Raw genomic sequence first — 25,846 nt, 5'->3', positions numbered from 1 at the left:
GAGTATGTGCAATTATTTATTTGTATACGGAACGCTTCTTGAAGGAGAAGGTAATCACGGATTGCTGCATCATGCGCGCTCTATTGCCAAACAGGCAAGAACGAAAGGGAAATTATATGACACTAAGCACGGCTATCCTATGCTCGATATCGACAGTGAACATATTACGTACGGAGAAGTATATGAAGTGACCGATCAGCTTATGTGGAAGGCTCTTGATGAATTAGAAGGATACATTCATGAAGGCCATAAAGACAATGAATATGATAAAATTGTGCAAACGGTTGAAACGGACCAAGGTGAATTTGAAGCCGTTGTTTATGTGGCGAGCGATCGTTCGCTGCTGCACGAATTTATCCCGAGCGGAAACTGGCGCGTGTGGAAAGAAGATTTATTAGAAGGTATGCTGTATTTTGCTTACGGTTCATGTATGGATAACGATCGTTTTATTAAGCACGGGGTGGATCAGCATTTCCAAGACTGTCTCGGCAGAGCGGTTTTCAAAGGCTATACGCTTCGATATAACCACGTTATTCATGACGGAGGACGTGCAGACATGGTTGAAGAAGGCGGAGTCGTTGAAGGCAAACTATACCGCGTGCCGCCTGAAGCAATTACGTACCTGTATGGCAGAGAAGGCGTAGATAATAACGGCTATCGTCCCGCTATTATTTCTGTCGAGCATGAAGGTAAGATGGTGGATCATGTTCTTACTTTTTTTGTGTTAAATAAAGAAAAAGAAGTCGCACCTCCGGATCACTATTCGACTGAAATTATTCGAGGAGCAACAGGTGTACTCAGCGAAGAATATGTTCAGAAGCTAATAGAGCAAGTCCATGCGCTAAAAAATAGCGATGTTGTAAATAACTAATATAAAAAGAAGCAGGGACAAAAGCAGTTTAGTTGAAGAAAGCTCCGAACGGGTAATCGTTCGGAGCTTTTTATTGTTATGGTAAACGCAGGCTTAATCTATTTAGCTGCTTCTAGCTGTTGATTGGATTGATTTTGTTATGTGTTGAATTAGCTAAAGGAAACAGAGAATTCTGTTTGAAATACACCGTCTTTTGATAAACGGTTGATGCCTAATTTTTCTTTGAAATTTCCGTTGTGATCATGCGTATCTGCAATTCCAAACCAAGGTTCGATGCAAAGAAAAGGAGCGATTGTATGATTTTCTGCATCATACTTTGACCAAATACCGACATACGGGAAATCATTAAACTGAACGTTAATTTGATTTTCATTAACCGGCGATTTAATCGTAATTCCGTCAATATGACTAAAAATTAACGCATCATTTGCAAATAAATCTGCGCTTAGCGGCAGCTGATGAAAATTTTCTGCAGCTCCTTTTTCATGAATAAGCGCGTCTTTTAATACAAATTCCTTCGGCGTAGTTTCAGAAGGCTCTATTTCTAAAAAGTAATCAGAAATCTGCTCGTTTTCACGTAACGGAATACGAAAAGCAGGGTGGGCTCCAATTGAAAAATACATATCGTCTTTATCTTCGTTCACTACTTTCCACTGAAAAGTTAATCGGTTATTTTCCAGACGGTAGCTGATTTCAACTGAACATTCAAACGGATATACGTCTTTAAAGCGGCCGTTTGTAGCAAATTGCAGCCGTGCCGTTTCGTTTGTCTGCTCAATCACGCTAAAAGCAGAATCACGTAAAAAACCGTGCTGTGGCAAAGAGTATTCGCGCTGATCAACGGTATACTGATCATTTTTTAATCGGCCTACGATTGGAAACAATACGGGGGATACTCGTCCCCAATAAGCGGGGTCTCCGCTCCACATGAACTGCAGGTCTTTTTCTTTATGAAATACTTCTACAACTTCCGCTCCTTTTTCTTGAATACTTACTTTCATTTTGCTATTTTCTAGTACAATCATTACAACATCTCCCAAATCATTCTTGTACGCTCGAGCAGCCTCAAACGTACTGGCTTTGCCTATATTATACCCTTCTTGGCAAAAAAGGTATTAATTTCCCTATTTTTGTTCAAATTAATATAGAAAAAGGAGGGTTCAAATATGAATCATGCAACATTATTGCTCATTAAATTCGCAGCGGCACTTATTGCGTTTGGTATAGGCCTTGATTTGTTTTTTGATGCAACCATCGGAGACATTATTTCCTTTAGCTTGCTAACAACAGTTGTGACATATCTAGTAGTGGATCGAATTGTACTGCCTCGAGTGGGCAATCGCGATGCCATTATTGTTGAATTTGTTCTAACCTATATGAGTGTATGGATTTTTGGCACATTGTTATTAGACAGCTACGTTCAAATTGCTTGGGGAAGTATTATTTCTGCAGCAATTATTACATTTGCCGAGGTTTTTGTTCACCGCTACTTATTCAACCATATTGAAACAAAGCATACAGCAAGAACGCGTCCGGCTTTTAAGCGAAAACTAGCGTATGACACAGAATTTGCAGAAGAACAGCATATAGAAAATAAGGAAAATCCAAAATAAAAAGAGGCTGGAACAAAAGTATTTTAGCTGAAGTGAAAAACGAACCACTAATCAAACGTTTTGATTAGTGGTTCGTTTTTTTTTGTTATGGTGAACATAGGTTTCATTCTTCTAGCAGTTGATTGGAGGGTAAAGCGAAGTCTTGCACGGAAATCGACTGCGGTGTCACAAGCGGTTTAGCTCATGTATCCCATTTGTTCGTCTTTAGATTGGATTCATTTCGTTATGTCTCCACCTCTTTTTATATGTTAATGCATAAAAGTCATTTCTTTTAAAGGCCAGTATTTCATATTGACTTCTCCCATGATTGAAGAAATCGGAGTAAGGCCAAAATGCCTTCCATCTCGGCTGATACGTCTGTTATCACCTAGCACTAATACGTATCCATCCGGTATCGTGCCGTCTGGAGACAGTTCGTACGTTGAAAAATTTTCGGTGAATCGCTCGTAAACGGGCACTTTGGACAAGTATTTATGAAGATGCGGTTCTTTTTTGACCTTGTTATTTATATAGAGAACATCATCTTTGTATTCGACCGTTTCTCCTGGTAAGCCCACAATCCGCTTTACTAGAAAATCACTGCTATAGGGAGCTTGTAACACGACAATATCAAAGCGCTCCAGCTTGCTGTGCTTGTTAATAATAATTCGATTGCCTTCGTGCAAAATAGGCTTCATAGAATCACCTTTTACAGTGTAGGGCTGAAACCAATAGTGCTGAACGACAACAGAAAGCAAAACGGTGCCGAGGATGACGCTTGTGTATGTAAGAATTTCGCGCTTTATTTTTTTATTGATCATAATGGATGAACACCTTCTTAACGGTAAGACTGTCAATTTAAGTTTTTCATAGAGATATAACAGTGTTGATTGTACCATTCAGAACTAAAGTTTTCCATATCTATCTGTTTATGCGTATATGCCAAAAATATGCTTGGCGGAACAAAAAATGAAAAGAGCCGCTATTCGAGAGAATAACGGCTTTTCTTTATTATAACTGAGCGCGCTCAGTTCGAGTAGCTGGTTGATTTGGCTCTTCTTCCACAACAGGCTCAACAGGCTTATGCTGCTTGATTTCTTCTTCCAGTTCAGCAATTCGCTTGTTTTTCTGTTTCACTTGTCCTCTTAGTTGAACAATTTTTACAAAGCTCAATGAAGCAGCAACGACTCCTCCAAACACAGCCGTTGTTAAGATAATTAAAATAAGAGGCCATTTTTGTGAACCAAATACATAGTTAAATTGTACCGGATCGTTGTTAATTACAGCTAAAACAGCAATGATAAGAGCAAATATAAGTCCTAAAATAAAAAAGCTCTGTCCTTTCATACGCTGCACTTCCTTTCTTTACATGGTCATTACAACTTTTACATCGTAACCACTCATCTTAAGTGTTTGCTATCTTGCTTATAGGTATACGTATCCACATTTAAACAAAATCAAACATTTTCTTGATTATATGTATCTTTCTTTTAAAACACAATATATCGATTGGTGTAGAAACTTTGACATGTCCAAAGACCTGGTATGTCGAATTTTTGGAATAAAGAGCTCGCTTATCCTTTTTTGCTTAAGCAGAGGGAGAGACTGGCATTTAACTTATATATGTACAAAGAGACCTTTATCTATTAAAGGTCTCACTGTTAATAAAGGGGTATATAAACACAAGATAAAAATCAGTCCAGAAGCTGAGACTTTGGCTTGATTGCATTAAATTATTTCATTATCTATCACCTGGAGCAGGGTGGTCTACACCTTTGACATGATGCCGATGCTGGTTGTCTTCGCTGGTATAAAAGTCATAATAGTGAACATGCATACCGTTGCCAATCGGAATAGCGGGACCAGAGTAGGCTTTGTAATGATGTGTATGTCCGTCTTCAAAAACAACATAGCCTTCTGTATAGTGAATATGGCTTCCATCCTCGCTTTGAATTGGAGGAGACGTTACATCGAGGCACTGATGGACATGTCCTGACGCAACCGAAGTGTAGTCCACTGAGCCATGATTATGATGAGGAACAAATCCTGAAATAAAATCGTCTTTTCCTATTTTCTTCATTCTACTTCCTCCTATAAATTCAATTAAAATAAACTGTTTAAGTAAATTCTAAAGTCTTTAAATAGGCATCTGAATGTTTCTTTTTAGTTGAATTCAAAAATACATGCTATTGATATGAGCAAATAAAAATAAATATGACTTTTTATCGTTTATATCTATAAAACGGGCAGATTTTCTGTGTGATTTGTCGTTTCTAATTGATGGATTTTACATACATTTATTAAGGAAGGACAAGTTAGTGGAAGAGAGGAAGTCAGCATAATGAGTTGGGAAAATAAAAAGAGTCTATGTCAGGAGTTTGCGAGAATTCTAGGTGGACAAGACAGTTTAGATGAAAATGGCGTTTGTTTGGTACAAAAATTTCGGACGATTCGTTTTAAAATTTTAGGGCGTCCAACACGCTCTCCATTAGTACTCCTCAATTTTTCACTTTTGAAGATTTAGACAGCAAAGGAAGGGCGCTAAATCTAGGTGAAACCGTGCTTTGCAATAAGAGGTAAATCCATTATTAACGGAGCTTAGAAAAAGGGATATTAAGGTTACGGCCGTTCACAACCATTGGCTATTTGAAGAGCCGAGAGCAATGTATATGCACTTTGAATCCGTAGAACCACCGTTAGATTTTGTAAGAAAAATAAGAGAAGCATTTAAAGTATTAAAAGGGTAAAAATCAGGTTTTTATAGAATGAAACATAAGGTTAATAAAACTTTAAACATGTATATTATATATTGATTTATAAACTGCACTTGAATGAACCCGTCAGGTTAACTGACTTTTGAGCAGTGAAATTATTCGAGTACTTCTATCCAAATAAAAAAAGCACGCGTTCGCCGCGTGCTTTTTTTATGTATAAACTTAAAATGCGTTTAGGGAGTTATCGCTTAACCACTGTTTGCGTTCAGCTGCATCTTCGAATAACTCATCTGCATTTGTAAATTGAGAAGCAATGACATATTCAATTGTTGCAAGAGGAGCTGTTAGCAAACGCCAGTTTAACACGATTGTATTATCTTGAGTCGTAGCGTATTCTTCACCTAACTCGTCCCACTTAACAGATTCAGGAGCATTGTCTGCTGCTTTTTTAACAGATTTCAAAGCTTCTTGGAATTTTTCACCAGCGCGGCCTTGGTACCATTCTGTTAATAGTTGTCCAATACCTTCATTTGTTTGCTGCTCGTTCCAGCTTTCAGGTACTGTAGCAATGAATTTTGCACGGAATGTCATTTCAGCCTTTGCTACATCTCCACGAACGATGTTTAAGCGGTATTGACGTCCTAGGTAAGGGAATTTGTCTCCTTCTTCAAAAGAACCAGTTTTAGCTGCAGAAGCTGCTGCTTTAGGAGCCTCTTTTTTAGCTGTTTCTTTTTTTACTGCTTCTTTCTTTGGAGCAGCTGGCTTTTCCTCAGCTGGTTGTGAACCGTTTAGTTGTTTTAAAATCCATGTTGCTTTGCGTGCGATGATTGAACGCACATTGTTTTCATTAAGACCTCTCGGGATAATAACTTTTACCCCTTCTTTGTCACAAATTTGCACCGTGATATCGGTTCTATTTGGAACGACTTCAATTTTGTAGTCAATTGTTTGATTGCCTGTTTGATACGTATACATAAAATTTTTCGTACTCCTTTCTACAAATCTTCATTTTATAAGCAAAGGTAGAGTTTGGTCAAATGAAAGAATAATCAGACAGTTATCAACTGCTGTTGCAGCGCCTTGCAGAATGATATGTATTCCAATATTTAGTGGAAAAGCGCCAATAATAATTGCTTCAATTCTTCTTTAGTTTTTACAAAAACATATAAAAATATGCCGATACTACTAATATAGATTAGACATTCTATGTCTTTAGATGGTATAGGGAATGAAAAATAAAAAAAGCGTTTCAAAGTTTACATGTGAAATGCTATTATATGATGGTCATAACACTTACTGTAATTGAAGTGACAAATTATTATCTTATTATGAAACAAGAGCAAGCAGCTTCGATTATGCTAGTGATTACATTTCTGTTTGCTTTTCTTACAACTACCGTGTTCTATTTTATCATACGTCGCTCTATAATGGCGGTTGAAAATTTAACGAAAGTAATGAAAGGGGTTTCGTAAGGGGATTTATTGATATTTGTTCAGTATAATAAACTGTAAGTATTGGTTTTTATGATAGCTTTCATAGAAAGAGATAATGAAAATTGACACGTTATAAAAGCAGTTGTATAGTGAGTACGCAAGGCGGCAGTCTGTCTTTTTTAATTCTCAGTAAACTTATAAGTTAAATAAAATATTTAAGCACTACATAGGAGGCGAAGAGATGAAAAATGAATTCCGTTTGGCAACAAATGACGACGCAGATAACTTATTGAACTTGACTCTACAAGCATATAAGCCTATTCGAGAGCTAGGCATTCCTTTCTTAGCAGCTACTGCTGATCTTGCTCTTGTTAAGAAAAATATTTCTCAAAACCTTTGCTATGTATATGAAGAAGATAAAAGAATCGCTGCAACTGTATCTATACGAATGCCTTGGGGAGAACATCCAGGTCCGTTTGCTGTTCCGCATCTTTGGTGGTTTGCAGTGGACCCGTCGTTTGTCAGGAAAGGCGTTGGTTCTAAGCTGCTGCATCTAGTAGAGGAAGAGATAATAAAAAATATGTTTAAATCACCAGGTGTGTCTTTAGGAACAGCAAAAGAACATCCTTGGTTAGTTGAGATGTATGAACGAAAAGGATATGTTCAAGCTAAAGAAAAGCACCTTGCAGAAGGTTATACGACCCTATTTCTTTATAAAAAATTCAATGAGGTACACTCTTTGTCGTAAAAGATAGAGAGGTGATCCAAATTAAGGAATGTGAAAGAGTGATAAATATGACAGATCAATTACTGCTAAATGAGTTAATAGACATACGCCGTGAGCTGCACCGGTTTCCAGAACTTTCAATGAAAGAATATGAAACAACTAAACGTATTAAAAAGTGGTTAAAGCACTATGATATGTCTATAGCGGATACATTCCATTTAGACGTAGGAACAGTAGCAGAAATTGTGGGAGGAAAGCCGGGACCTACTATCGCAATTCGAGCTGATATTGATGCGCTGCCAATTGAAGAAAAAACCAATCTGCCATTTGCATCTGAAGTAAACGGAGTTATGCACGCATGTGGCCATGATTTTCATACGGCTTCTATAATCGGAGCAGCCATTCTTCTTAAAGAACGTCAGCAGGAGCTTTGCGGTACGGTACGGTTTATCTTTCAACCGGCCGAAGAAACGGCTTCTGGGGCAAAAATGCTAGTTGAAAAAGGTGTGCTCGAAGGAGTAGAAGCGATATTTGGGATGCATAACAAACCGGATCTTCCTGTAGGAACCATTGGTATCAAATCGGGACCTTTAATGGCAAGCGTTGATCGTTTTGAAATTGACGTCAAAGGAGTAGGAGGTCACGCGGGCATCCCTGAAAAAACAGTAGATCCGATTGCTGCTGCTGGTCAAATTGTTACTAGTTTACAAACCATTGTCAGCCGTAATCTCAGCCCATTTCAAAATGTTGTTGTCAGCATAACTCAAATCCATGGAGGGAGCTCGTGGAACGTCATTCCTGACAAAGTAACGCTTGAAGGAACGGTGCGTACCTTTCAAGAAGAAGCGAGAGAAAAAATACCAGGTCTTATGAAACGAACTGCTGAAGGGATTGGAGCAGCTTTAGGGGCTTCAGTAGACGTTAAATGGTATCCATATCTTCCTGTAGTAAACAATGATGATACGCTGGAAAAACTGGCTACTAAAGCGGCGGAGGATCTCAGTTACCAAGTCGTAGAAGCTGAACAATCGCCTGGAGGAGAAGATTTTGCCGTATATCAGCAGCATGTACCAGGATTTTTTGTATGGATGGGTACAGCTGGAGAATATGAATGGCACCATCCATCTTTTTCATTAAATGAAGAGGCATTACTTGTAGCAGCTTCTTATTTTGCTAATCTAAGCTTCCATTTTTTGAATTCATTCCATTGCCAAAAAAATTAAAATATTTTTATTTTTCTATTTACGCGGATGGAATTGTTTGATAAAATAAATTTTAAATTAAAAAAGTTATCACGAGTGGACGAGAGATCTGGCTCTTTGACTCCACAGCAACCTACGAATGTAAGGTGCTCCTACCAGCAAAGCATGTGCTTTGGGTGATAAAACGGGTGAAAAACTCATTTTGCATCAAAGCAAAATGAGTTTTTTTTATTTTTCTAAAAGGAGAGGGTTTTATGAGTCATACAGCAGTTGCAGCATATACAGGAGAGAAAGCATTAAAGGAAGCCGTGAAATTATTAGGAAAGCATTATGAAGTAGCTTATCGTGAATTAGAAACATTTTACGAAATTGTGGTCGAAAACCAAGTTCGTACATATGCTGTAGGCATAGATATTAAAGATGTACAAAAAGCAAATGAACTAGAAATTTATTCATCATGCTGTTCTAAGCTTGAGCGAGTAGGCTGTCTGTTATAGAAGTCTGCTCGCGCCTCTATTTTTTAAGTATTTTTAAATAGAAAGCATGTTCTTTGACAACCGAAGAATCTGGTGGGTATAATCATTACTCACTAGGTTTTAAAATTAATCATAAATTGTCGAAATTTTTACACAAATTAAAGGTTACATTCGAAATGAATTGTGGTATGTTATAAAACAAGAATATTTTATGAAAGGAGCATTGAAATGGAAATGTCTCTTGAACATGGAAACGATGCAGGAAGCGAACAGCTTATTGATCGTATCCTAGACTTTTTAGAAGATGACGAAAAGTAAAAAAAAGAGTGTGCGGTGCTAGCCCTAGCCGCGCACTCTTTTTTTATCATGTGCGTCAAGGCAGCGCATACTATGATACATAGAGATAGAATGAAAGGGTCTCTGTCAAAGGGATTGACGAATCGTTTTGTTTGATGGAAAATTTAGAAAAAGGAAAGAGATGAAGGGCATGTCGAACAAAACATCTTTGTATCAAACAAAAGAACAGTTAAAGAAGCTTGTAAGCGAATTGGTTTCTATACCTAGCGTTACAGGAACGATGGCAGAAGTGGAAATGGCTGAAGCGATAGCGTCGTATTTATTGAAGCTGCCTTACTTTCAAAAAAACGAGCAAGTTAAGCTTCATTCAACAGGAGACGGGCGATCGATTGTCACAGCTTTTGTTGAAGGGAAAAATACAAATAAAACAGTTGTATTAGTAAGTCATTACGATGTAGTGGATGTACAAGATTATGGACAGTGGCAAAAGGATGCTTTTCACGCTGATACGTTAACGAATACTTTTTATAACCATATGGAACAAGTTCCGGCGTACGTACAAAAAGATATGATAAAAGGAGACTGGCTTTTTGGCCGTGGAACGATGGACATGAAAGCAGGTATTGCCCTGCATATCAGTATGATTGAACGAGCATGCAACGGAGAGTTTGACGGAAACATCCTGCTGCTGTCAGTGCCGGATGAAGAAGTAAATTCGCTTGGAATGAGAAAAGCAGTGCCTGTTCTTTTAGAACTTGCGCGCCAACATCAGCTGGATTTTTCTCTCATGCTAAATGCAGAACCAGTGTTCAGCCGCTATCCTGGAGATCAAACGAACTATGTGTACTCAGGGTCGATTGGGAAAATCATGCCAAGCTTTTTGTGTTATGGAAAAGAAACTCACGTAGGGGAACCGCTAGCTGGTTTGAATGCTAATTTACTAGCTTCTTATTTAACAAAAGAAATAGAATTAAACGTTGATTTTTGCGAAAAAGTAAGAGATGAAACGAGTCCACCTCCTACGGTGCTGATACAAAAAGATTTAAAAGAAGAGTATTCAGTTCAAGTTCCGCATTCAGCCGTTGTATTGTTTAATTTATTTATGTTAAACCGCTCTCTTAAAGAGGTGACAGATCTGCTGTTGAAATCGGCTGACAAAGCAGCTTTGAATGTAAAAAAACATTATAATAAAGCCGCTAGGCAGTACGCTGCGGGAATGGAGGGTTCATCTCTTGACGTGAATGTATGGACGTATGAAGAACTTTATACTCATGCAGTCAAACAGCACGGTGAAAAATATGTGCAAGAAATGGAAGAAGCACTTTTGGCACAAGAAGATAATGACAGAAATAAAACCATTAAATTAGTAAACTCTTTAGCTGGTTTATGTAAAGAAGCAGCTCCGATGATAGTCTTATTTTTTACGCCGCCTTTTTATCCGGCCGTTTGTTCACATGATGATCCGTTTGTACAAGGGATTTTATCAAACGTACAGGCAACTGCCAAAGAGCAATTTCAAGTGGAGCTAGTTGAACAAAGTTATTTTGGCGGAATTTCAGATTTAAGCTATGCCAGCCTGCAGCATCCGCTTCATACATTTAATACGTTAGTAGTGAATATGCCGCTATGGAATAAAGGGTATCATATCCCGCTAGAAGAGCTAGAAGAGCTAGAGGAGCTGAAGATGCCGGTGCTGAACATTGGACCGCTGGGAAGAGATGCACATCAATGGACCGAAAGATTAGACGTTCAGTATTCCTTTGAAATTTTGCCTCACTTCATTTATCAAGCTATAAAAGAAGCACAGAAATAAACATCCGTCAGCGGATGTTTATTTGTTAAATTTAAAAGAAGCTCCTTGTACGGTAATTTGTTGCGATGTTAGAGCGTGATCCAATTCAACCAACAATGGACGTTCTCCAACTTTTTTTAATGTATTATGGACAACGCCTTGTGTTCCGCTGCAAAAAATAAGGTTTCCTCCATTGACATATAGTTTTTGACAACGTGTATCAAGTAAAGAGTCTTTGTAGATTTCGCCAGCCTGAACGTCCAGCAGTTTTGTCCATTTGCCGATGGATTCTTCAAGGTTATGTACAGCACAGTAAATGTTTTTTAGCTGCAGCTGACCGGCTTGATGGGAAGAAAGAGCCGCTAGCTTTGGCTTGCGTTTTTCTTCTGGTTCACCCCACTCAATAAAGAAAGGAAAAGGGAGGGCATCATGGTCATCTTCAATAAAACACATTTGCCATTGAAGCCTTTCTCCGTGATTAGCTTGACGAGACCCTGCTACAGGGCCTTTTACAGTGTAGCCCTTGTCTTTAAGCTCGGTTATGAGCAAATCCATATCATCTGTACGAAGGGCAAATCGCCCAAAATGACCAAACGGCGTATGTTCGTTAACAAGCTGCTGAATAAGATCATTATCTGTAACTGTTTGAGCTAATGCGATATCTGTGAGCCCAAGCCACTCAATATAGCTCAGGTGAAAATAAGCCAACGTGTTAAAAGTGCCCCATTTTTCATGGGTACCGCCTTTAATAACATTTATTCCGTATTCGTTTAGTTCTTTCTGAGCGCTAATAGGATCAGGTGAAAAATGAACAAGGTGATCAAAAGATAAGTGCATGGATAGTCCTCCTTTTAAGAGAAATGCTTTCCATTATTATACTTTATTTTCTCTTTCAAGAAGAGCAAAACGAATGATTATGTAGAATGTAAAATAGAGATTTTAAAAAAAGCAAGCCGTGTACGTTTGAGACTCGACTTGCTTTTGAGTTATTTAGCGGCGGCAACCATGTCCTTTAAAGCAGCAGCCCAATGATTTATTAAACCATGGATATGAGCAGCACGGTGAACCGCATTGACAGCGGCGAGTAGAGCGATAAGTAGAACAACGGCTAGAGCGGCGAGTAGAACGGCGAGTAGAGCGACAAGTAGAACGACGGCTAGAGCGGCGAGTAGAACGGCGAGTAGAACGGCGAGTAGAGCGGCGAGTAGAGCGATAAGTAGAACGACGGCTAGAGCGGCGAGTAGAGCGATAAGTAGAACGACGGCTAGAACGTCTTCTAGAACTTTTACGTCGAGAAGTTGGTTCTTGATACATAAATGTTTCGAGCTCCGTACAAGAGAGAGATTCTGCTGCTTCTCTAATTTTTTGAGCAGTGATATGCATACAAACACCTCCTTAGGATCTAATCAGGTAGTACATAATACAATATGTACAAGGAAGGCGTTTGGATATAGTGAAAACATGGAATTTGTCTAAATTCACGAATGAAATGGAGTGGGTTTCATGCTTCAAATCCTAGAACATAAAAGAGTGGACATCGCTCTTCAAATAGTAGCTGTGCAAGTAGAAGCTTATCAAGAAGAAGCAAGGCTCATTGGTTTTTCAGACATTCCTCAGCTTACAGAAAGCAAAGAAGATATTATGAAAAGCAAGGAAGTGTTTATCGGAGAAATGATTGAAGGTAAGCTAGCTGGCGTGCTGTCGTTTGAAAAAGAAAATGAGCGATTAACCATTTGCCGTCTTGTTGTGGGTCCTCGGTACTTTCGAAAAGGGGTGGGCAGCCGTCTTTTAACACATGTATTCCAAAGATATTCGAAATGTGAATATATCGTGTCGACAGCCGAACGAAATACACCTGCTATTAAGCTGTACGAAGCTCATCGGTTTTCCATTATAAAACGCACTGCAGCTGCTGATAATCTTGTGTTAGTAACGATGAAAAGAGATTGAGACATAACGAAATCAATTCAATCTAAAGATGAACAAATGGGATACATGAAAACTACGTTTACCATACCAATGAAAAGATCCGAACGCGTTGGATTCTTTATCAAGAATCTCGATTCATCGTTCGGATCTTCCTTTAACTAAAATACTTCTGTCCCGGCCTCTACGATGACAGTGTTTGCTCAGAATAATCTAGAGCTGTATGACGCTGAATCAGCAGTAAAGCAGCTAAAGTGACAACAGCTCCGATAATAAAAGGCAGCGTCATATTGAGTTTAAAGGCAAATGCACCAAGCAGAGGACCAAAAATACGCCCTAAGCTATCCATTGAGGCGGTTAGCCCCGAAGCAGAGCCATATCCTACTTTGGTTCTTATCGTAATTAATGAGAGGACACAAGGACGAATAAGGGCATTTCCTGCTGTAAATATGCACAGAAATAAGGTAGCATTAGCAGCACTAGAAGATAACAAAATAGACGTAAATCCTATTGCTGAAACTAATAAACCAATGACCATCAGCTTTTTTTCATTTCCTTTTTTAAATCGCTGCAGCACACCGCCTTGAATCAGCGCTTGAGTTAAACCGCTCGCCATAAACATCCATCCGATTGTCGTAGGAGTAGCATTAATTTTCGCTATTTGAAAAAATTGAAAAGTAGCTTCTAAACCAGCGAGCGTAAAAGTCGCTAAAAATGAAAGAACATATAAATACTTCATAGCTCCTTGAAAATCTGACGTGAAGTCATGCCATCTCGATGTCTGTACTTTATCAGCAGATTCTTTTCGTAAAGATTCTTTTAACGTAAAGAATGAGAACGCTGTCATAATCAGTGACAAGATACCAGAGATAACGAAGGGAACAAACAAGCCGAAAGATGAAAGGACGCCGCCTAATGCCGGTCCAAAAATAAAGCCTAAGCCAATCGACATTCCTAACAGTCCCATTGCTTTCGTTCGATTTTCTTCATCTGTACTATCAGAAGCATATGCAAAAGCACAAGGAATAACAGCTCCTGCGAACAAACCTCCGATGATGCGCGACGTATACATTAAAGTCAGAGAGTTTTCTGCCACCGAAAAAAGAAAAAAGCTTGCGCTAAAGCCGAGTAAGCCCCAAAGTAAGATGGGACGGCGGCCTTTTATATCGGAAAGCTTCCCCCAAAAAGGTGCGGTAATAAAAGATGCGATCGAATAGCTAGCCATGAGTATCCCTAAATTGACCGTGCTCGCACCCGTGGCACGAATAACTTCAGGTACGATGGGGATGATCACTCCGAAGCCGACAAATACCATAAAAATAACAAACATTAACGTTCCAAGCTGTTTGTTCATATGCAATTAAGCCCCTTTCTCTGTAGAACATGCCGTGAGTTTAGTATACCAAATACAAAGAAGTTTTTTACGCATATTTGGTAAAAAGCATTTTATTTACAAATGGATAACTATGTTAATATTTACCTGTTGTGCTGAGGGTGATACAATTAAAAGAAAAGGGACGTGAAGCGATTGCCAATATGGATTGTATTTGCTGGGATCATAGGCGGTCTTTTAGGGTTTGGGGCGCTAGTGGATTATATAGCTAAGAAGAGAAGTATCGAATTAGATCCAGAAGAAGGAATAAAGAATGCTTCCGATGCAGAACAAATCTATGTGGAAAATTATCTTTATCAAACAAAAGAAAATAACAATCACTTTCAATAAAAAAAGCTTGGAGACGAATCTCCAAGCTTTTTTAATGCGGTAAAAAGATGAGCTGATAGAGAAATAAAACAGCAAAGACATACACAAGCGGATGGACTTGTTTGCCTTTTCCTTTTACCAGCTTCATTAACGGATAAGAAATGAAGCCAAGGGCAATTCCTGTTGCAATACTTGATGTAAGAGGCATTGCTAGAACAACTAAAAAAGCAGGGAACGCTTCATCAAAGTCATTCCAATTAATTTTAGCTACAGCACCCATCATCAAGCTTCCGACAATAATTAACGCAGGTGAAGTAATAGCTGCTACGCCAGAAACCGAGCTTACAACCGGACTAAAGAACGCTGCAACAATAAATAAAATGGCTACCGTCACACCCGTTAGACCTGTACGTCCGCCTGCTGCTACACCAGATGAAGATTCAACGTAAGCTGTTGTTGGGCTTGTACCAAATAAAGCTCCAATCGTTGTACCAAATGAGTCAGCAAGCAATGCTTGACGCACGCGAGGCATCTTATTGCCTTTCATAAGACCGGCCTGTTGAGCTACACCTACCATTGTACCTGTTGTATCAAAAATCGTCACAAGTAAGAAAGAAAAAACAACTGTGTACAAATCATGATGAATAACATCTCCAAAAGCAGCAAAAGGATTTGAAATCATTAAGCCGTCTGGAAGGTGAGGAGAAGCAAACAAACCTTTATCAAATGAAAGCTGTCCTCTAAAGAAAGCAATTAACCCTGTAATAATCATACCGAAGAATAAAGCGCCGTTTACATTTAGCGTATATAAAATGATTGTAATCGCAAGTCCAATCAGTGTTAAAACTACTTTTTCAGACTGCAAATCACCAAGTCCAATTAAATTTGACTTATTTGCAACAATAATACCGGCTGAACGAAGCCCGATAAAAGCAATAAATAAACCGATACCAGCACTAATCGCATGCTTTAAATTGTTTGGAATAGCTTCAATTAATTTTTCACGAAACGATGTTAACGATAGGATGATAAAGATAATACCTGCTACGAATACAGCTGAAAAAGCAGTAGCATAGTCGATACTTCCATTTGAACCAACAACTAAAGCAGCAAAGTATGCATTCATTCCCATACCGGGAGCAATAGCGATTGGATAGTTAGCTGCAAGAGCCATCCATAACGTAGCTACGACTGCTGAAATAATAGTAGCCGTAAATACTTGATCAAAAGGAACGCCGGCGCTGGACAAAATAACTGGGTTCACAATGACGATATAAATCATGGTTAAAAACGTTGTAATACCAGCTAAAATCTCCGTTTTAGCATCCGTGTTATATTCTTTTAACTTAAACATAAGTAACCTCCAAAAATAACGAACATTAAAAGCAACATGATATATAATATTCGTTTTTTACTTGAAATGCAATAGATATGCATATAAAAAATCAAAAACTAAAAAAGTGACGATAAAAGAGCTAAAACAAGTGTGAAATATTTCTTTTTTTCGGTGCTTTTTATAGTGTGTGCGTATAGAAGAGGCTCATACGAAAAAAAGCCGCTTGGGCTGCGGCGGCTATGTTGCTTGTTTTGAGGAAACGACTATTGGAAATTTTATTTTAATGGAAAGAGTTAAATCGTTATACGCATATTCCAAGTGTCCGTGGTAGTTGGAAACAAGTTCAGAAATGATCCACGTGCCAAGGCCTTCGTGGCGTTCTTTCTTTTCTGTAACATGAAAAGAAGTAAACAAGTGATCTTGACGCTCTCGTGATAAAGGAGCAGTAGAATTGCTGACTTCTAAAATGTAAATGCCGCTTCGAATCATACTCGAAACGGTTATCTCTTTTTTCTCAGAAGAATGAGCGGCTTCTAAAGCATTATGCAGTAAATTCATGATGAGATTCATTTGGTCAAGGTGCCTTAAAGGCAGCTGTGATAACGGTGAATCTAATTGAATATTCATATGTATTCCCCACGTATGTGCTTGATTCTTGCTTTGATGTACAACAGAGGCAACGTGCGAATGTTCACCTTGAATATATGAATGGGTATCATTCAAAGCTTCAACGTAATCTTGAATATACTCTTGTGCCTGCTGTCTTTGGTTTGTTTCTAGAAGATAGGATACGGCGCTGACATGTTTAATAAAATCATGTCTTTCAGCTCTTAACGCTTGAAAAAGCTCATTGTTTTTTTGAATTTCACGTGAAGCACTGCTTTCCCGGTTAGTTACGAATATGTATTGTTGATAAGACGAAAACATGTCGGTCATGTAACCAATCATTGTGATAACGGTTAGGCCAATACTAAAAGGTGAAGATAGGCTAAATAAAAGCAGGAAAAAAGACGTCAGTACGATTGCTTTTTTTATCGTTAGTGAGGGAGCCGTTTGATATTTCTTTTTCCATATAAAAAATGAACCAATTATAAAAGAACTAAGTAGGAGATGTAAACTAACAGGCAGGTCTTTAAAAAAGAGGAGCACGAAAACAGTTAGTAAAACTAGTGTGTAAAATAGTTTCATTTTAGATAGTCCCTCCTTTAAAAGTACTCTTTTTGCAAGATGTCTAAATTTGTTTTCGTGATTAAAGCTGTTTTTTCGGTGCTTTGAAACATCACTGAGTAGGAGTGCTTAGTATACAGGGAGAAATTTTGAATATAGGAAATGTTGATAATAAAAGCTCGATGCGACCTTAGAAAATGACTCGCTGTTAATTCTTTTTCAATTTCGTTTAATGATTGATAGGTACTAAATTCTCCATTTGTCGTTATGATGGTGGTAGAGCGACCCGTTCGCTCTGCAAATATAATATCTTGTTTGTTCAGCACTTGCATTTCGGTTTTTTGTTTTAAAATAAGCTTATCTCTTGTGTCAGTTGATTGTTTTTTTTGATGAAAACGCTGAATGCCTTTTAACAGACGCTCTTTAGAATAAGGCTTCATAATGTAGTCTAAAACGTTGAGTTCAAATGCATGAACGGCAAAGCCGCTGTGCCCAGTGACAAAGATGACTTGAATATCAAGTGCGTAAGCATTGATAAAGTCTGCAAGCTCATAACCTGATAGCTTTGGCATTTCAATATCTGTAATTAATAAATCAATTTCATTTTTTTTAATTTCGTTATAAGCTTCCTCCGCGCTGCTAGTCGAAAAAAGTATGTCTATATCATCTTCTCTTTCTAAAGAAATCCTCAATTTCTCTAAATCATATGAATGATCGTCCACTAATCCTACCTTCATAAATAAAAACCCTCTTTGTTTCATTCTATTGGATATTACCACACTATTTTACCATGATTTACAAGATGAAAAAGACGTTTCACGACATAAAAAACCCTCTTTATGACAAGATGGAAGATGCTGTATGAAAAATAAGCTAAGATATAGTCAATCACAGTAAAAGGGGAGAGCGGATATGATTGAAATCAAAGGTGTTACGAAATATTTTAAAGAGAAAAAGCAAACAATTGCAGCAGTTCAAGATATTCATGTAACCATCGCACAAGGAGAAATTGTAGGGCTATTAGGTGAAAATGGTGCGGGGAAAACAACTCTTTTACGTATGCTGTCGACTGTACTTGAACCATCGGAAGGTAATATGTTCATTCACGGAATTAACATTCATAAACAGCCGGATAAAATAAAACAAAGAATTGGCGTGCTTTTTGGCGGTGAAACAGGCTTATACGACCGTTTGACCGCTCGTGAAAACTTAGCTTATTTTGCTAAGTTTTATGGAATGAGCAAACATGAAACAAAGATAAGGATTGAGGAACTGGCCAAACGTTTTGGAATGAAAGACTACTTGGACCGCCGCGTCGGAGGCTTTTCAAAAGGAATGCGTCAAAAAGTAGCTATTGCACGCACTATTCTTCATAACCCGGAAGTTATCCTATTTGATGAGCCGACCACAGGATTAGACATTACATCAGCAAACATGTTTCGTGAGCTTATTAAAAGTCTGCAAAGAGAAGGAAAAACGATTATTTTTTCCAGTCACATTATGGAAGAAGTGGAGATGCTATGTCAGTCGGTCATCATGATTCATAAAGGAAAAATGATTTATCAAGGAACAAATGAACAGCTGTATAAAGAAGAGGAAAGTACAGACTTAAACTACATCTTTATGTCGCGTATCGTGAGGGGGGCTTAATGTGATTTGGCATATTTATAAAAAAGAGTTAATAGATTGTTTGCGAGATCGAAAGACAATTATCTTTAGCGTGTTGATTCCGATTTTATTAAATGTAGGGATTATCTTTTTTGCCGACAAAATGATGGCTAGTAATCAAACAGATTCCATGTCTGTAGCTGTTACAAAGGATTCTGATGCCAGTGTGATTGACTGGTTAAAAAACGATGGCAATATTAAAGTAATTGAGAGTGAAAATCCACTCAGCGCTGTAGAACATGGAAAAGCATTAGCGGCGTTAAAGATACCAGACGACTTTTCTTCAGAATTGCGTAAGATGAAATCGCCAGAAGTTACTGTTTATACGGATTCAGCGAGCATGAACTCAGGTGCTACCGCGGAGTATATACAAAATATACTGAATAAACATCGAGAAGCTATAGTTAACGAACGCTTAGACCAACTAAATGTGAATAGTCAAACGATTGCTCCGTTTAATGTGGTTGAAAAAGGAGTGTCTAAGGAAGATGACGATTCTTTAACAATGATTGCGATGTTTGCGCCAATGATTATCATTATGGGCGTTTTAGGGGGCATTCTTCCTTCTGCTAATGATATTTTTGCAGGTGAAAAAGAAAGAAAGACAATGGAAGCTCTATTGATGGCCCCTGTCAAACGAACGCAATTATTAGTTGGGAAATGGCTTACTATCTCTACATTCGGTATAATAAGCGGCCTTTTGTCTACATTGGCATTTGTTTTGTCTGTACGTTATTTAACAACCGTATTAAATGATGCACTGCAGCTCAATGGTCATTTTACAACCTTTATCTTCTCGTTTTTAGTCACCCTTACCCTGCTAGCGCTGCTAGGAGCTATGGTATTATGCATTCTTAGCCTTTTGGCGAATTCTGTTAAAGAAGCGCAGAGCTATACATCCCAAATCATGATGGTAGCGATGCTTCCATACTTTTTACTGATGGGAAAATCCGTACACGAACTGCAACCAAGCGGATTTTTAATTCCTATTTACAACGTATTTGCACTTATGAAACAGCTTCTCTACGGTGTCTATGACATGCAGAGTCTCGTTTATACAATAGGAAGCTTGTCGGTTTGTACAGTTGTTTTATTTGCGGTTGGTTATACGATGTTTACCAAAAGCCGCTGGGTGCTTGGTAAAGGGTAAAAGACTGGGCCAAAAGTATTTTAGTTGAAGGAAGATCCGAACGAGTAATCGTTCGGATTTTTTTATTGGAATGGTGAGCGTAGGTTTCAAGTATGTAGTTAGCTGCTTCTAGCTGTTGATTGGAGGGAAAGACGGAGACTCCTGCGGGAAAAGCCGAACAGGTGAGACCCCGCAGGAGCGGAAGCGACGAGGAGGCTCACCGGCCGCCCGCGGAAAGCGAAGTCTTGCACGGAAATCAGCAGCGGCGTAACAAGCTCTTCATGATAGCTCATTTACCTCATCTGTTTATCTTAGATTGAATTAATTTCGCTATGCCTCAACTTTTTTTGTAGGGAAAGAGCAATCAAAAGAGAATGTAGACAGAAAGGAGAGTGAGACAGCTGCAGCCTATTATAGTAGAAGAAATTCCTCATTCTATAAAAAAGTATGTAAAGCAAATCGAAAAAGTGACGTTTCCAAATCAAGGGTGTACATCCGATGTAGGTATTCTTCATACCGCTAATGGGAGATATGTTTTAAAGCGAGCAAAAGGGGAAAAGTACAGAAAATGGTTATTTAAGGAATATTATGTATTAAAAAATATAAAAACGCTGGAGAAATTCCGAAGTCCGAATGCTTACAAGTTTGTTCAAACAGCAGAACAAAGCTGGCTGCTGCTAGAATTTTTTGAAGGACAGACGGTAAGAGAGTATTTAGAGAAAGAAGATAATGAAAAAAAGCGCGAGTACATTGTCTATGGAATGGGGCATCTGCTGGCTCGTATTCATGATGCAAAATGTCCAAAACGATTAGTGAGTAAGCAGCCGTGGATCCGCCGAATGCTGCAAGAGGCGGAGTACAATTTAACCAACTATAAGGTAGACGGAAATCAACAGCTGCTAAAACAACTGCAGAAGCAAAACATGATATGCAAACAAGAGGTGCTTATTCACGGAGATTACACGATTGATAATGTACTTGTACACGACGGTCGGATAACAGCTGTTATTGACTGGAGCGGAGGAACTTTAGGAGACGCTCGTTATGATATGGCGCTGGCTGTTCGTTTTGAAGACAGAATCTTTACAAATAAAGAGCGCGCGGCTTTTTTTAAGGGATATGGCAAGGGGATTTCACAGAGCGAATTTTGTTATTTTGCAGAAGGTTTGTACGAGTTTTTTTAAGGAATAATGACATCATTTTCTTCATTTGTTGAACGTCCACATTCTTTGACGAATTCATACTAGTTTTGTCACGTATGAAGGGATTTGAAAATTTCTCTCGAAATGGCTAGTAAATGAAAAAAATGGAGGGATGGAACATGACGATGAAAACGGTAGATGTGGCAAAGTCGCTGGGAATACATCCAAGTACGGTATTAAAATGGGTTAAAATGGCAGAGATCGAGCTAGAGAGAAATGAATCGGGACACTGTGAGTTTACAGAAGAAAATATTGAAGCACTTAGAAGTTTTCAAAAAAACCGCAATCGTCAAGCCGTCGTCAAAGTGGTAGAAAAAGTAGTAGAAAAAGAGGAAGTTGTTATATCTGATGAACGTGCACAAGACATGCAAAAGCAGCTTGATCAGCTTTTTTTAAGACTGATTGAAAATGAAAAGCGTACAGAAGAAAAAGCGGGAGAAGTAGTGACGTTTCAAATTTTAGAGCATCGTTCAGAAATCGATCGATTAAATAAAGTTATTACGAAATTAGAAAATCGAGTAGTGGAACTTGAAAGTCAGTTAAAAAGTGAAGATAGCTTAAAAGGTAAAAAGCCTGTTCCGAGATGGAGAAGCTTTTTAACCGGTATTTTTAGCTACTAGCAGCGATTTACCATAACGGTAAATCGCTTTTTTTATGGAATTTTATGAAAAATACATCAATTCGTACAGATTTGTGGAAAAAAATCTCAATAATAGTTGACGAAACGCTTAGTAATTTGATAAAACTAATTAAGTTAAGAAAGTGAAATACTTTCGTAAATACATATTCGTTATTATGTGATAGCGTTAAGGAGAGTGACAAGTGAAAAAAAGAGAAGAGCTCGTTCAAGAAATGGAGACGCTGTTTCGCTTTGTGTTCAGACAGCTTCGCCAAGAAATTAATGAAGTATACAATTCAGAGCTATCAACAAATGAATTTATGGTGCTTCGTATGCTGGTTGATTCCGGAAGGCAGCGATCAACTGATTTATCAAAGTATCTTCAAGTGTCAGCAAGCCATATTACGGCGGTAACCGACTTGCTTTTATCAAAAGGCTACATTGCACGCAAACGGTCTGAAAACGATCGGCGTATTATTGATATTGAACTGACCAAGGAGGGACAGGGTATTTTTAATGCTATTCAAGAGAAGAAACGAGCCTATTTCCTTGAGCGTTTTGAGCACTTTACAGATCAAGAAATTGAAACAGTGAATCAACTGTTTCACAAAATTAAAGGCGATCAAAAATAAAGCGCTTTAAATACGGAAGAATAATCAGTGAATATGAGCTTCACTGATTATTTTTTGTTTTAAAATGCAAAGAGTATAAAAGGCAAGTTAGTTGGTGAGAACATCAAATCAGCGTATAATAATAGAAAGAATACATGAAGGAGGTCATCTTTTTGACAGAACAATATGAAGTAGCAACTTTTGCCGGCGGCTGTTTTTGGTGTATGGTGAAGCCATTTGATGAACAGCCAGGCATTATAAAAGTTGTATCTGGCTATACAGGCGGTCACAAAGAGAATCCGACGTACAAAGAAGTATGCTCAGAAACAACGGGCCACTATGAAGCGGTTCAAATTACATTTGACCCAGAAATTTTTCCATACGAAAAGCTTTTAGAACTATACTGGCCTCAAATTGACCCAACGGACGCAGGCGGGCAATTTGCCGATCGAGGCGATTCATATCGAACAGCCATCTTTTATCACAATGAACATCAAAAGGCACTAGCTGAAGAATCCAAACGACAATTAGAAGCAAGCGGTCGTTTTTCTGAGTCAATTGCTACCCAAATTCTACCGGCAAAACCGTTTTATGAAGCGGAAGATTACCATCAAGGTTATTATAAGAAAAATAAATTCCGCTATGCGATGTATCGACGAGGATCTGGACGTGATCGTTTTATTAAAGAAAACTGGAAAGACTTTGGCCGCGACGAGCAGCTGAAAACGACATTAACGCCTATTCAATATGAAGTTACTCAAAATGACGCAACGGAACCTCCGTTTCGTAATGAATTTTGGGATCATACAGAAGATGGTATTTATGTAGATATCGTATCAGGAGAGCCGTTGTTTAGTTCAACTGATAAATATGATGCCGGATGCGGATGGCCGTCTTTCACAAAAGCGATTAATAAAGATGAAGTAAAAGAAAACATGGACGTTAGTCATAATATGGTTCGTACAGAAGTGCGAAGCAAAACGGCTAACTCTCATTTAGGTCATTTATTTGATGATGGTCCGCAAGATGCAGGCGGCTTGCGCTACTGCATCAACTCAGCAGCTCTTCGATTTGTTCCGAAGGAAGATTTAGAAAAAGAAGGATACGGGGAATACGCTGTTTTATTTAACAAATAAAAGAGTATGAAAAAAAGAGCGTGATTCAACTTAAAGTTGGCTCACGCTCTTTTTGTGCTTTCTTTTGTTTTATTTTGGCTCGAATGAGGCTATAGAGAAAAAGGAAAGGAATGTAGCCATAAATAAAGTAAAAGCCGGTCATGGATAAACGCGTATTAAGCTGATCGATGGTTTCTCTATCGTCAAAGAAAATAGAAAAACCAAGAAGGGCAATAAGAGCTAATATGAGAAAAATCGTAGGCGGCTTATTAAATGTTTTACTAAATCCACGAATTGTACACCATATGCTGACAGCAATAGTAGGAAGAACAACTAAAAGCCACAGAGCAATTAAAATATATTCAAAGCGCTGTAAAAATGGAATTTCAATAATTTTGGCCATCGTTAAAGTTGGCCAGATCGTATGCATTAACTGTCCCTGGCTAAAGTAGGCAAAGGATACTAATGCTGTGCACAAATATAAAAAAGTGCTGAACAAAACGCCAAGCTGCCCCCATTTTTGGCTAGTGGCACCATTTTTTATAAAAGGATAGAAAAAAAGCACGGATTCAAACCCCAAATTCTCAAAGGTCATCACTTTAGTCGAAATTAAAAATTCCCATATCGTGTGATCAAACAAAGGGAATAAATTGTTAATATGTCCATATTTTAGTGGGAAAATCAATGCGAATACCAGAGGCAAGGGAAGCATAACCCCAAAAAAAGCAATTCCAGTGATCACGCGAAACCCACCGGAAACTGTATAGTATATAATAGGCAAGTAAACAAGTGATACAATCCATGTTTCCAGCTGTGGAAACATCCATATTTGTAAAATTTCTACGTACGTCCGGTAAATGGTTAACGCAAAAATAAAATAATAAGCCGATGCCGCAAGAGTTAAAGCTCCTCCAAGGTATTTCCCGAAATATAACCGGTGAATATCAACAATATCGCTGTTCTCGCGGATTAAGATATTAAAAACCATGGCTAGTAAAATACAGATGCTGATCGCAGCAAGGATGATAGATATCCATGCTTCATAACCAGCTCCTTTAATAATGAGACGCTGAAATCCTAGTATCCCAACGCCAATTTGCGTAGAATGCACTAGAAAAAAAAGAAAAGAAGGGGAAACTTGATTTTCTTCTTTAATTGTATTGTGCATCTTTTCTTCCTCCTAGTTGCTAATACCGGTTTGAATAAGGTGAACGCGAGCTTTTACTTCAATATTCATATCCGGATATTGCGCTTTGAATTTTTCACTGTTAAACCCTCGCGTTTTACTTCGAACATAATCTGTAAAACAAATGGGGTCGATTTGGTGCTGCTGAAGCTTCTTAATAAAGGCATTTCCATCTTTTTCAATATCTTTTTGGAGCGTTTTTTCCACCATTTTAATACTAGCCGGGTCTGTTAAATCTATCCATCCAGGAAACTCTCTTACAAGGCCATCGATAGTTAAGTGCGCAATAATACTTGGATTTTGATGGTTTCCTTTAATTTCATACTTTGTTTTGGTGCGCAAGTTTTGCAGTATAATTTCGCCTCTACGGTCATTTTCTTTAATTTTTACCGAGTAGCGGCCATGCTTTGCTCCGCTTGTTAGCAGCTTAAATAAAAACGTTTCTTTCATTCCGATGGTTGTAACGACTTTTTGTTGTTTGAACAGCGCCAGTCCCTTTAATTTGATGGCATCTTTTTGCTGTGCTAAAACAGGCAGATATGGGTCGCGGTCGTCACTAAAAAAACTGAATAAAAAAATTTGTAAATTGGTGTTAGGCAAATTTTCTGTTCGGATATTTTGTTCGATTAAATTAGAAATAAACTGATAGTCCTTAATTTTCTTTTTTGTAACAGAACTCAATAATTCATGGGCGTTGCCATCTGCAATGCTTAATTTAATATTACGTCCAAGGTCTGGATTTCTAGCAATTGTGTTTACTAGTTCATCCACGCCATGTGTTGCAAATTTTTTTCCCATGACGATGCTCCTTAGCTGCCCAAAAGCGACCGGAAGAGATGATTTATTATTTAAGCGAAGTGGAATATCAAATGATGAATTAGCAGTAGCCGCAATAATACTGGGTTCTTCCGTTGGCCCGTACTTATAGATAGGGTATAAAATGGTTCCTCTGACTTTATTGCTTTGAGGAATATAATCATATCCTATGGAGTTAACTACTTGAATTTCGTCAATTGTTTCACGGTCTGCACAGCTCGTTAAAAAAGTAAGGCAAGTGCATAAAATAAGTATTCTCTTCATG

At 38.2% G+C, this 25,846-nt stretch carries 29 protein-coding genes, 1 pseudogene and 1 riboswitch; of the genes and pseudogenes, 17 read left to right on the top strand and 13 right to left on the bottom strand.

The annotated features are described in order from the left end of the window. Positions 1-4 precede the first annotated feature (4 nt). On the top strand, positions 5-871 hold the full coding sequence (locus SB717_RS03215; RefSeq protein ID WP_341329044.1) for a gamma-glutamylcyclotransferase family protein: 867 nt from the start codon (positions 5-7) through the stop codon (positions 869-871). Positions 872-1,020: 149 nt separating this feature from the next. Here the strand turns inward: SB717_RS03215 and SB717_RS03210 are convergent, their stop codons facing one another. Next, positions 1,021-1,896 (bottom strand): aldose 1-epimerase family protein, encoded by an 876-nt coding sequence (locus tag SB717_RS03210; protein WP_098621567.1) that lies wholly within the window; start codon positions 1,894-1,896, stop codon positions 1,021-1,023. A gap of 141 nt (positions 1,897-2,037) precedes the next feature. Between SB717_RS03210 and SB717_RS03205 the strand changes: the two genes are divergently transcribed. Beyond that, a complete protein-coding gene (locus SB717_RS03205; protein WP_165635645.1) occupies positions 2,038-2,484 on the top strand; it encodes a YndM family protein in 447 nt (148 codons plus the stop codon). 248 nt (positions 2,485-2,732) lie between these two features. Here SB717_RS03205 and lepB read toward each other — a convergent pair whose 3' ends face one another. The 3 genes from lepB to SB717_RS03190 form a co-directional block, all read right to left on the bottom strand. Next, complete coding sequence (gene lepB / locus SB717_RS03200; protein WP_028407847.1) at positions 2,733-3,284, bottom strand: signal peptidase I; 552 nt, start codon at positions 3,282-3,284, stop codon at positions 2,733-2,735. A gap of 190 nt (positions 3,285-3,474) precedes the next feature. Continuing rightward, the gene (locus tag SB717_RS03195; protein ID WP_014461129.1) at positions 3,475-3,810 is read right to left on the bottom strand and encodes a LapA family protein; all 336 of its coding nucleotides are present in this window, start codon (positions 3,808-3,810) and stop codon (positions 3,475-3,477) included. 394 nt (positions 3,811-4,204) lie between these two features. Beyond that, the gene (locus tag SB717_RS03190) at positions 4,205-4,543 is read right to left on the bottom strand and encodes a YmaF family protein (RefSeq protein WP_013055902.1); all 339 of its coding nucleotides are present in this window, start codon (positions 4,541-4,543) and stop codon (positions 4,205-4,207) included. A gap of 261 nt (positions 4,544-4,804) precedes the next feature. On the opposite strand from SB717_RS03190, the pseudogene SB717_RS03185 reads away from it, so the two are divergent. Further along, a pseudogene (locus tag SB717_RS03185) lies at positions 4,805-5,210 on the top strand (DUF1259 domain-containing protein). 189 nt (positions 5,211-5,399) lie between these two features. Here SB717_RS03185 and SB717_RS03180 read toward each other — a convergent pair. Continuing rightward, positions 5,400-6,152 carry a M48 family metallopeptidase gene (locus SB717_RS03180; protein WP_410903188.1) on the bottom strand — a complete coding sequence of 251 codons (753 nt, stop codon included), beginning with the start codon at positions 6,150-6,152 and terminating at the stop codon, positions 5,400-5,402. 302 nt (positions 6,153-6,454) lie between these two features. Here SB717_RS03180 and SB717_RS03175 point away from each other — a divergent pair, with 302 nt between their 5' ends. The 5 genes from SB717_RS03175 (at position 6,455) to SB717_RS03155 (ending at position 11,125) form a co-directional block, all read left to right on the top strand. Next, positions 6,455-6,649: a hypothetical protein gene (locus SB717_RS03175; protein ID WP_228459472.1), complete on the top strand. Its 195-nt coding sequence runs from the start codon at positions 6,455-6,457 to the stop codon at positions 6,647-6,649. Positions 6,650-6,851: 202 nt separating this feature from the next. Beyond that, the gene (locus SB717_RS03170; protein ID WP_098621563.1) at positions 6,852-7,358 is read left to right on the top strand and encodes a GNAT family N-acetyltransferase; all 507 of its coding nucleotides are present in this window, start codon (positions 6,852-6,854) and stop codon (positions 7,356-7,358) included. Positions 7,359-7,405: 47 nt separating this feature from the next. Further along, on the top strand, positions 7,406-8,560 hold the full coding sequence (locus tag SB717_RS03165; RefSeq protein ID WP_410903187.1) for an amidohydrolase: 1,155 nt from the start codon (positions 7,406-7,408) through the stop codon (positions 8,558-8,560). 63 nt (positions 8,561-8,623) lie between these two features. Continuing rightward, positions 8,624-8,725, top strand: a riboswitch (SAM riboswitch). A 68-nt stretch (positions 8,726-8,793) separates the two neighbouring features. Continuing rightward, positions 8,794-9,036, top strand: coding sequence for a hypothetical protein (locus SB717_RS03160; protein ID WP_098621561.1), 243 nt, complete (start codon positions 8,794-8,796; stop codon positions 9,034-9,036). Between the two features lie 466 nt (positions 9,037-9,502). Beyond that, positions 9,503-11,125 (top strand): M20/M25/M40 family metallo-hydrolase, encoded by a 1,623-nt coding sequence (locus SB717_RS03155; protein WP_410903186.1) that lies wholly within the window; start codon positions 9,503-9,505, stop codon positions 11,123-11,125. Between the two features lie 18 nt (positions 11,126-11,143). On the opposite strand, the gene SB717_RS03150 is transcribed toward SB717_RS03155, so the two are convergent. Continuing rightward, positions 11,144-11,941 (bottom strand): VOC family protein, encoded by a 798-nt coding sequence (locus SB717_RS03150; RefSeq protein WP_410903185.1) that lies wholly within the window; start codon positions 11,939-11,941, stop codon positions 11,144-11,146. Positions 11,942-12,094: 153 nt separating this feature from the next. Continuing rightward, positions 12,095-12,487 carry a CotG/ExsB N-terminal domain-containing protein gene (locus SB717_RS03145; RefSeq protein WP_410903184.1) on the bottom strand — a complete coding sequence of 131 codons (393 nt, stop codon included), beginning with the start codon at positions 12,485-12,487 and terminating at the stop codon, positions 12,095-12,097. Positions 12,488-12,607: 120 nt separating this feature from the next. Here SB717_RS03145 and SB717_RS03140 point away from each other — a divergent pair, with 120 nt between their 5' ends. Continuing rightward, the gene (locus tag SB717_RS03140; protein WP_074678590.1) at positions 12,608-13,054 is read left to right on the top strand and encodes a GNAT family N-acetyltransferase; all 447 of its coding nucleotides are present in this window, start codon (positions 12,608-12,610) and stop codon (positions 13,052-13,054) included. A gap of 160 nt (positions 13,055-13,214) precedes the next feature. On the opposite strand, the gene SB717_RS03135 is transcribed toward SB717_RS03140, so the two are convergent. Further along, positions 13,215-14,384, bottom strand: coding sequence for an MFS transporter (locus tag SB717_RS03135; RefSeq protein WP_410903183.1), 1,170 nt, complete (start codon positions 14,382-14,384; stop codon positions 13,215-13,217). Positions 14,385-14,558: 174 nt separating this feature from the next. Between SB717_RS03135 and SB717_RS03130 the strand changes: the two genes are divergently transcribed. Continuing rightward, positions 14,559-14,753 (top strand): hypothetical protein, encoded by a 195-nt coding sequence (locus SB717_RS03130; RefSeq protein ID WP_013082184.1) that lies wholly within the window; start codon positions 14,559-14,561, stop codon positions 14,751-14,753. 31 nt (positions 14,754-14,784) lie between these two features. On the opposite strand, the gene SB717_RS03125 is transcribed toward SB717_RS03130, so the two are convergent. The 3 genes from SB717_RS03125 to SB717_RS03115 form a co-directional block, all read right to left on the bottom strand. Further along, positions 14,785-16,086, bottom strand: coding sequence for an NCS2 family permease (locus SB717_RS03125; protein ID WP_013055916.1), 1,302 nt, complete (start codon positions 16,084-16,086; stop codon positions 14,785-14,787). Positions 16,087-16,305: 219 nt separating this feature from the next. Further along, positions 16,306-17,256 (bottom strand): sensor histidine kinase, encoded by a 951-nt coding sequence (locus SB717_RS03120; RefSeq protein ID WP_410903182.1) that lies wholly within the window; start codon positions 17,254-17,256, stop codon positions 16,306-16,308. Between the two features lie 17 nt (positions 17,257-17,273). Further along, complete coding sequence (locus SB717_RS03115; RefSeq protein ID WP_016763353.1) at positions 17,274-17,972, bottom strand: LytR/AlgR family response regulator transcription factor; 699 nt, start codon at positions 17,970-17,972, stop codon at positions 17,274-17,276. Between the two features lie 175 nt (positions 17,973-18,147). Between SB717_RS03115 and SB717_RS03110 the strand changes: the two genes are divergently transcribed. From SB717_RS03110 to msrA, 7 genes are all read left to right on the top strand, one after another. Beyond that, on the top strand, positions 18,148-18,885 hold the full coding sequence (locus SB717_RS03110) for an ABC transporter ATP-binding protein (RefSeq protein WP_410903180.1): 738 nt from the start codon (positions 18,148-18,150) through the stop codon (positions 18,883-18,885). 1 nt (position 18,886) lies between these two features. Beyond that, complete coding sequence (locus SB717_RS03105; protein ID WP_410903179.1) at positions 18,887-20,053, top strand: ABC transporter permease; 1,167 nt, start codon at positions 18,887-18,889, stop codon at positions 20,051-20,053. 115 nt (positions 20,054-20,168) lie between these two features. Further along, positions 20,169-20,303, top strand: a complete 135-nt coding sequence (locus SB717_RS03100) for a hypothetical protein (RefSeq protein WP_410903178.1) — start codon at positions 20,169-20,171, stop codon at positions 20,301-20,303. 121 nt (positions 20,304-20,424) lie between these two features. Continuing rightward, positions 20,425-21,216 (top strand): aminoglycoside phosphotransferase family protein, encoded by a 792-nt coding sequence (locus SB717_RS03095; protein WP_410903177.1) that lies wholly within the window; start codon positions 20,425-20,427, stop codon positions 21,214-21,216. Between the two features lie 137 nt (positions 21,217-21,353). Then, positions 21,354-21,854, top strand: coding sequence for a MerR family transcriptional regulator (locus tag SB717_RS03090; protein WP_410903176.1), 501 nt, complete (start codon positions 21,354-21,356; stop codon positions 21,852-21,854). Positions 21,855-22,056: 202 nt separating this feature from the next. Further along, positions 22,057-22,485: a MarR family winged helix-turn-helix transcriptional regulator gene (locus SB717_RS03085; protein WP_410903175.1), complete on the top strand. Its 429-nt coding sequence runs from the start codon at positions 22,057-22,059 to the stop codon at positions 22,483-22,485. 152 nt (positions 22,486-22,637) lie between these two features. Then, on the top strand, positions 22,638-23,600 hold the full coding sequence (gene msrA / locus SB717_RS03080; protein WP_410903174.1) for a peptide-methionine (S)-S-oxide reductase MsrA: 963 nt from the start codon (positions 22,638-22,640) through the stop codon (positions 23,598-23,600). A gap of 25 nt (positions 23,601-23,625) precedes the next feature. On the opposite strand, the gene SB717_RS03075 is transcribed toward msrA, so the two are convergent. Continuing rightward, a complete protein-coding gene (locus SB717_RS03075) occupies positions 23,626-24,747 on the bottom strand; it encodes a GerAB/ArcD/ProY family transporter (RefSeq protein WP_410903173.1) in 1,122 nt (373 codons plus the stop codon). A gap of 12 nt (positions 24,748-24,759) precedes the next feature. Continuing rightward, positions 24,760-25,845 carry a Ger(x)C family spore germination protein gene (locus SB717_RS03070; protein ID WP_410903172.1) on the bottom strand — a complete coding sequence of 362 codons (1,086 nt, stop codon included), beginning with the start codon at positions 25,843-25,845 and terminating at the stop codon, positions 24,760-24,762. Position 25,846: the final 1 nt, after the last annotated feature.

The sequence above is a fragment of the Priestia sp. SIMBA_032 genome (assembly GCF_046535215.1).
GTDB classification, from domain to species: Bacteria; Bacillota; Bacilli; order Bacillales; family Bacillaceae_H; genus Priestia; species Priestia aryabhattai.
This window is presented reverse-complemented; position numbering and strand designations above follow the sequence as displayed.

Bases quoted from the DNA above. Each gene is read 5' to 3' on its own strand.
- SB717_RS03165 (WP_410903187.1), top strand. From the start codon at position 7,406: ATGACAGATCAATTACTGCTAAATGAGTTAATAGACATACGCCGTGAG.
- SB717_RS03190 (WP_013055902.1), bottom strand. From the start codon at position 4,543: ATGAAGAAAATAGGAAAAGACGATTTTATTTCAGGATTTGTTCCTCAT.
- SB717_RS03140 (WP_074678590.1), top strand. From the start codon at position 12,608: ATGCTTCAAATCCTAGAACATAAAAGAGTGGACATCGCTCTTCAAATA.
- SB717_RS03215 (WP_341329044.1), top strand. From the start codon at position 5: ATGTGCAATTATTTATTTGTATACGGAACGCTTCTTGAAGGAGAAGGT.
- SB717_RS03160 (WP_098621561.1), top strand. From the start codon at position 8,794: ATGAGTCATACAGCAGTTGCAGCATATACAGGAGAGAAAGCATTAAAG.
- SB717_RS03195 (WP_014461129.1), bottom strand. From the start codon at position 3,810: ATGAAAGGACAGAGCTTTTTTATTTTAGGACTTATATTTGCTCTTATC.
- SB717_RS03170 (WP_098621563.1), top strand. From the start codon at position 6,852: ATGAAAAATGAATTCCGTTTGGCAACAAATGACGACGCAGATAACTTA.
- SB717_RS03070 (WP_410903172.1), bottom strand. From the start codon at position 25,845: ATGAAGAGAATACTTATTTTATGCACTTGCCTTACTTTTTTAACGAGC.
- SB717_RS03145 (WP_410903184.1), bottom strand. From the start codon at position 12,487: ATGCATATCACTGCTCAAAAAATTAGAGAAGCAGCAGAATCTCTCTCT.
- SB717_RS03125 (WP_013055916.1), bottom strand. From the start codon at position 16,086: ATGTTTAAGTTAAAAGAATATAACACGGATGCTAAAACGGAGATTTTA.
- SB717_RS03155 (WP_410903186.1), top strand. From the start codon at position 9,503: ATGTCGAACAAAACATCTTTGTATCAAACAAAAGAACAGTTAAAGAAG.
- SB717_RS03120 (WP_410903182.1), bottom strand. From the start codon at position 17,256: ATGAAACTATTTTACACACTAGTTTTACTAACTGTTTTCGTGCTCCTC.
- SB717_RS03175 (WP_228459472.1), top strand. From the start codon at position 6,455: ATGATGGTCATAACACTTACTGTAATTGAAGTGACAAATTATTATCTT.
- SB717_RS03075 (WP_410903173.1), bottom strand. From the start codon at position 24,747: ATGCACAATACAATTAAAGAAGAAAATCAAGTTTCCCCTTCTTTTCTT.
- SB717_RS03180 (WP_410903188.1), bottom strand. From the start codon at position 6,152: ATGTATACGTATCAAACAGGCAATCAAACAATTGACTACAAAATTGAA.
- SB717_RS03150 (WP_410903185.1), bottom strand. From the start codon at position 11,941: ATGCACTTATCTTTTGATCACCTTGTTCATTTTTCACCTGATCCTATT.
- SB717_RS03205 (WP_165635645.1), top strand. From the start codon at position 2,038: ATGAATCATGCAACATTATTGCTCATTAAATTCGCAGCGGCACTTATT.
- lepB (WP_028407847.1), bottom strand. From the start codon at position 3,284: ATGATCAATAAAAAAATAAAGCGCGAAATTCTTACATACACAAGCGTC.
- SB717_RS03115 (WP_016763353.1), bottom strand. From the start codon at position 17,972: ATGAAGGTAGGATTAGTGGACGATCATTCATATGATTTAGAGAAATTG.
- SB717_RS03210 (WP_098621567.1), bottom strand. From the start codon at position 1,896: ATGATTGTACTAGAAAATAGCAAAATGAAAGTAAGTATTCAAGAAAAA.
- SB717_RS03090 (WP_410903176.1), top strand. From the start codon at position 21,354: ATGACGATGAAAACGGTAGATGTGGCAAAGTCGCTGGGAATACATCCA.
- SB717_RS03135 (WP_410903183.1), bottom strand. From the start codon at position 14,384: ATGAACAAACAGCTTGGAACGTTAATGTTTGTTATTTTTATGGTATTT.
- SB717_RS03110 (WP_410903180.1), top strand. From the start codon at position 18,148: ATGATTGAAATCAAAGGTGTTACGAAATATTTTAAAGAGAAAAAGCAA.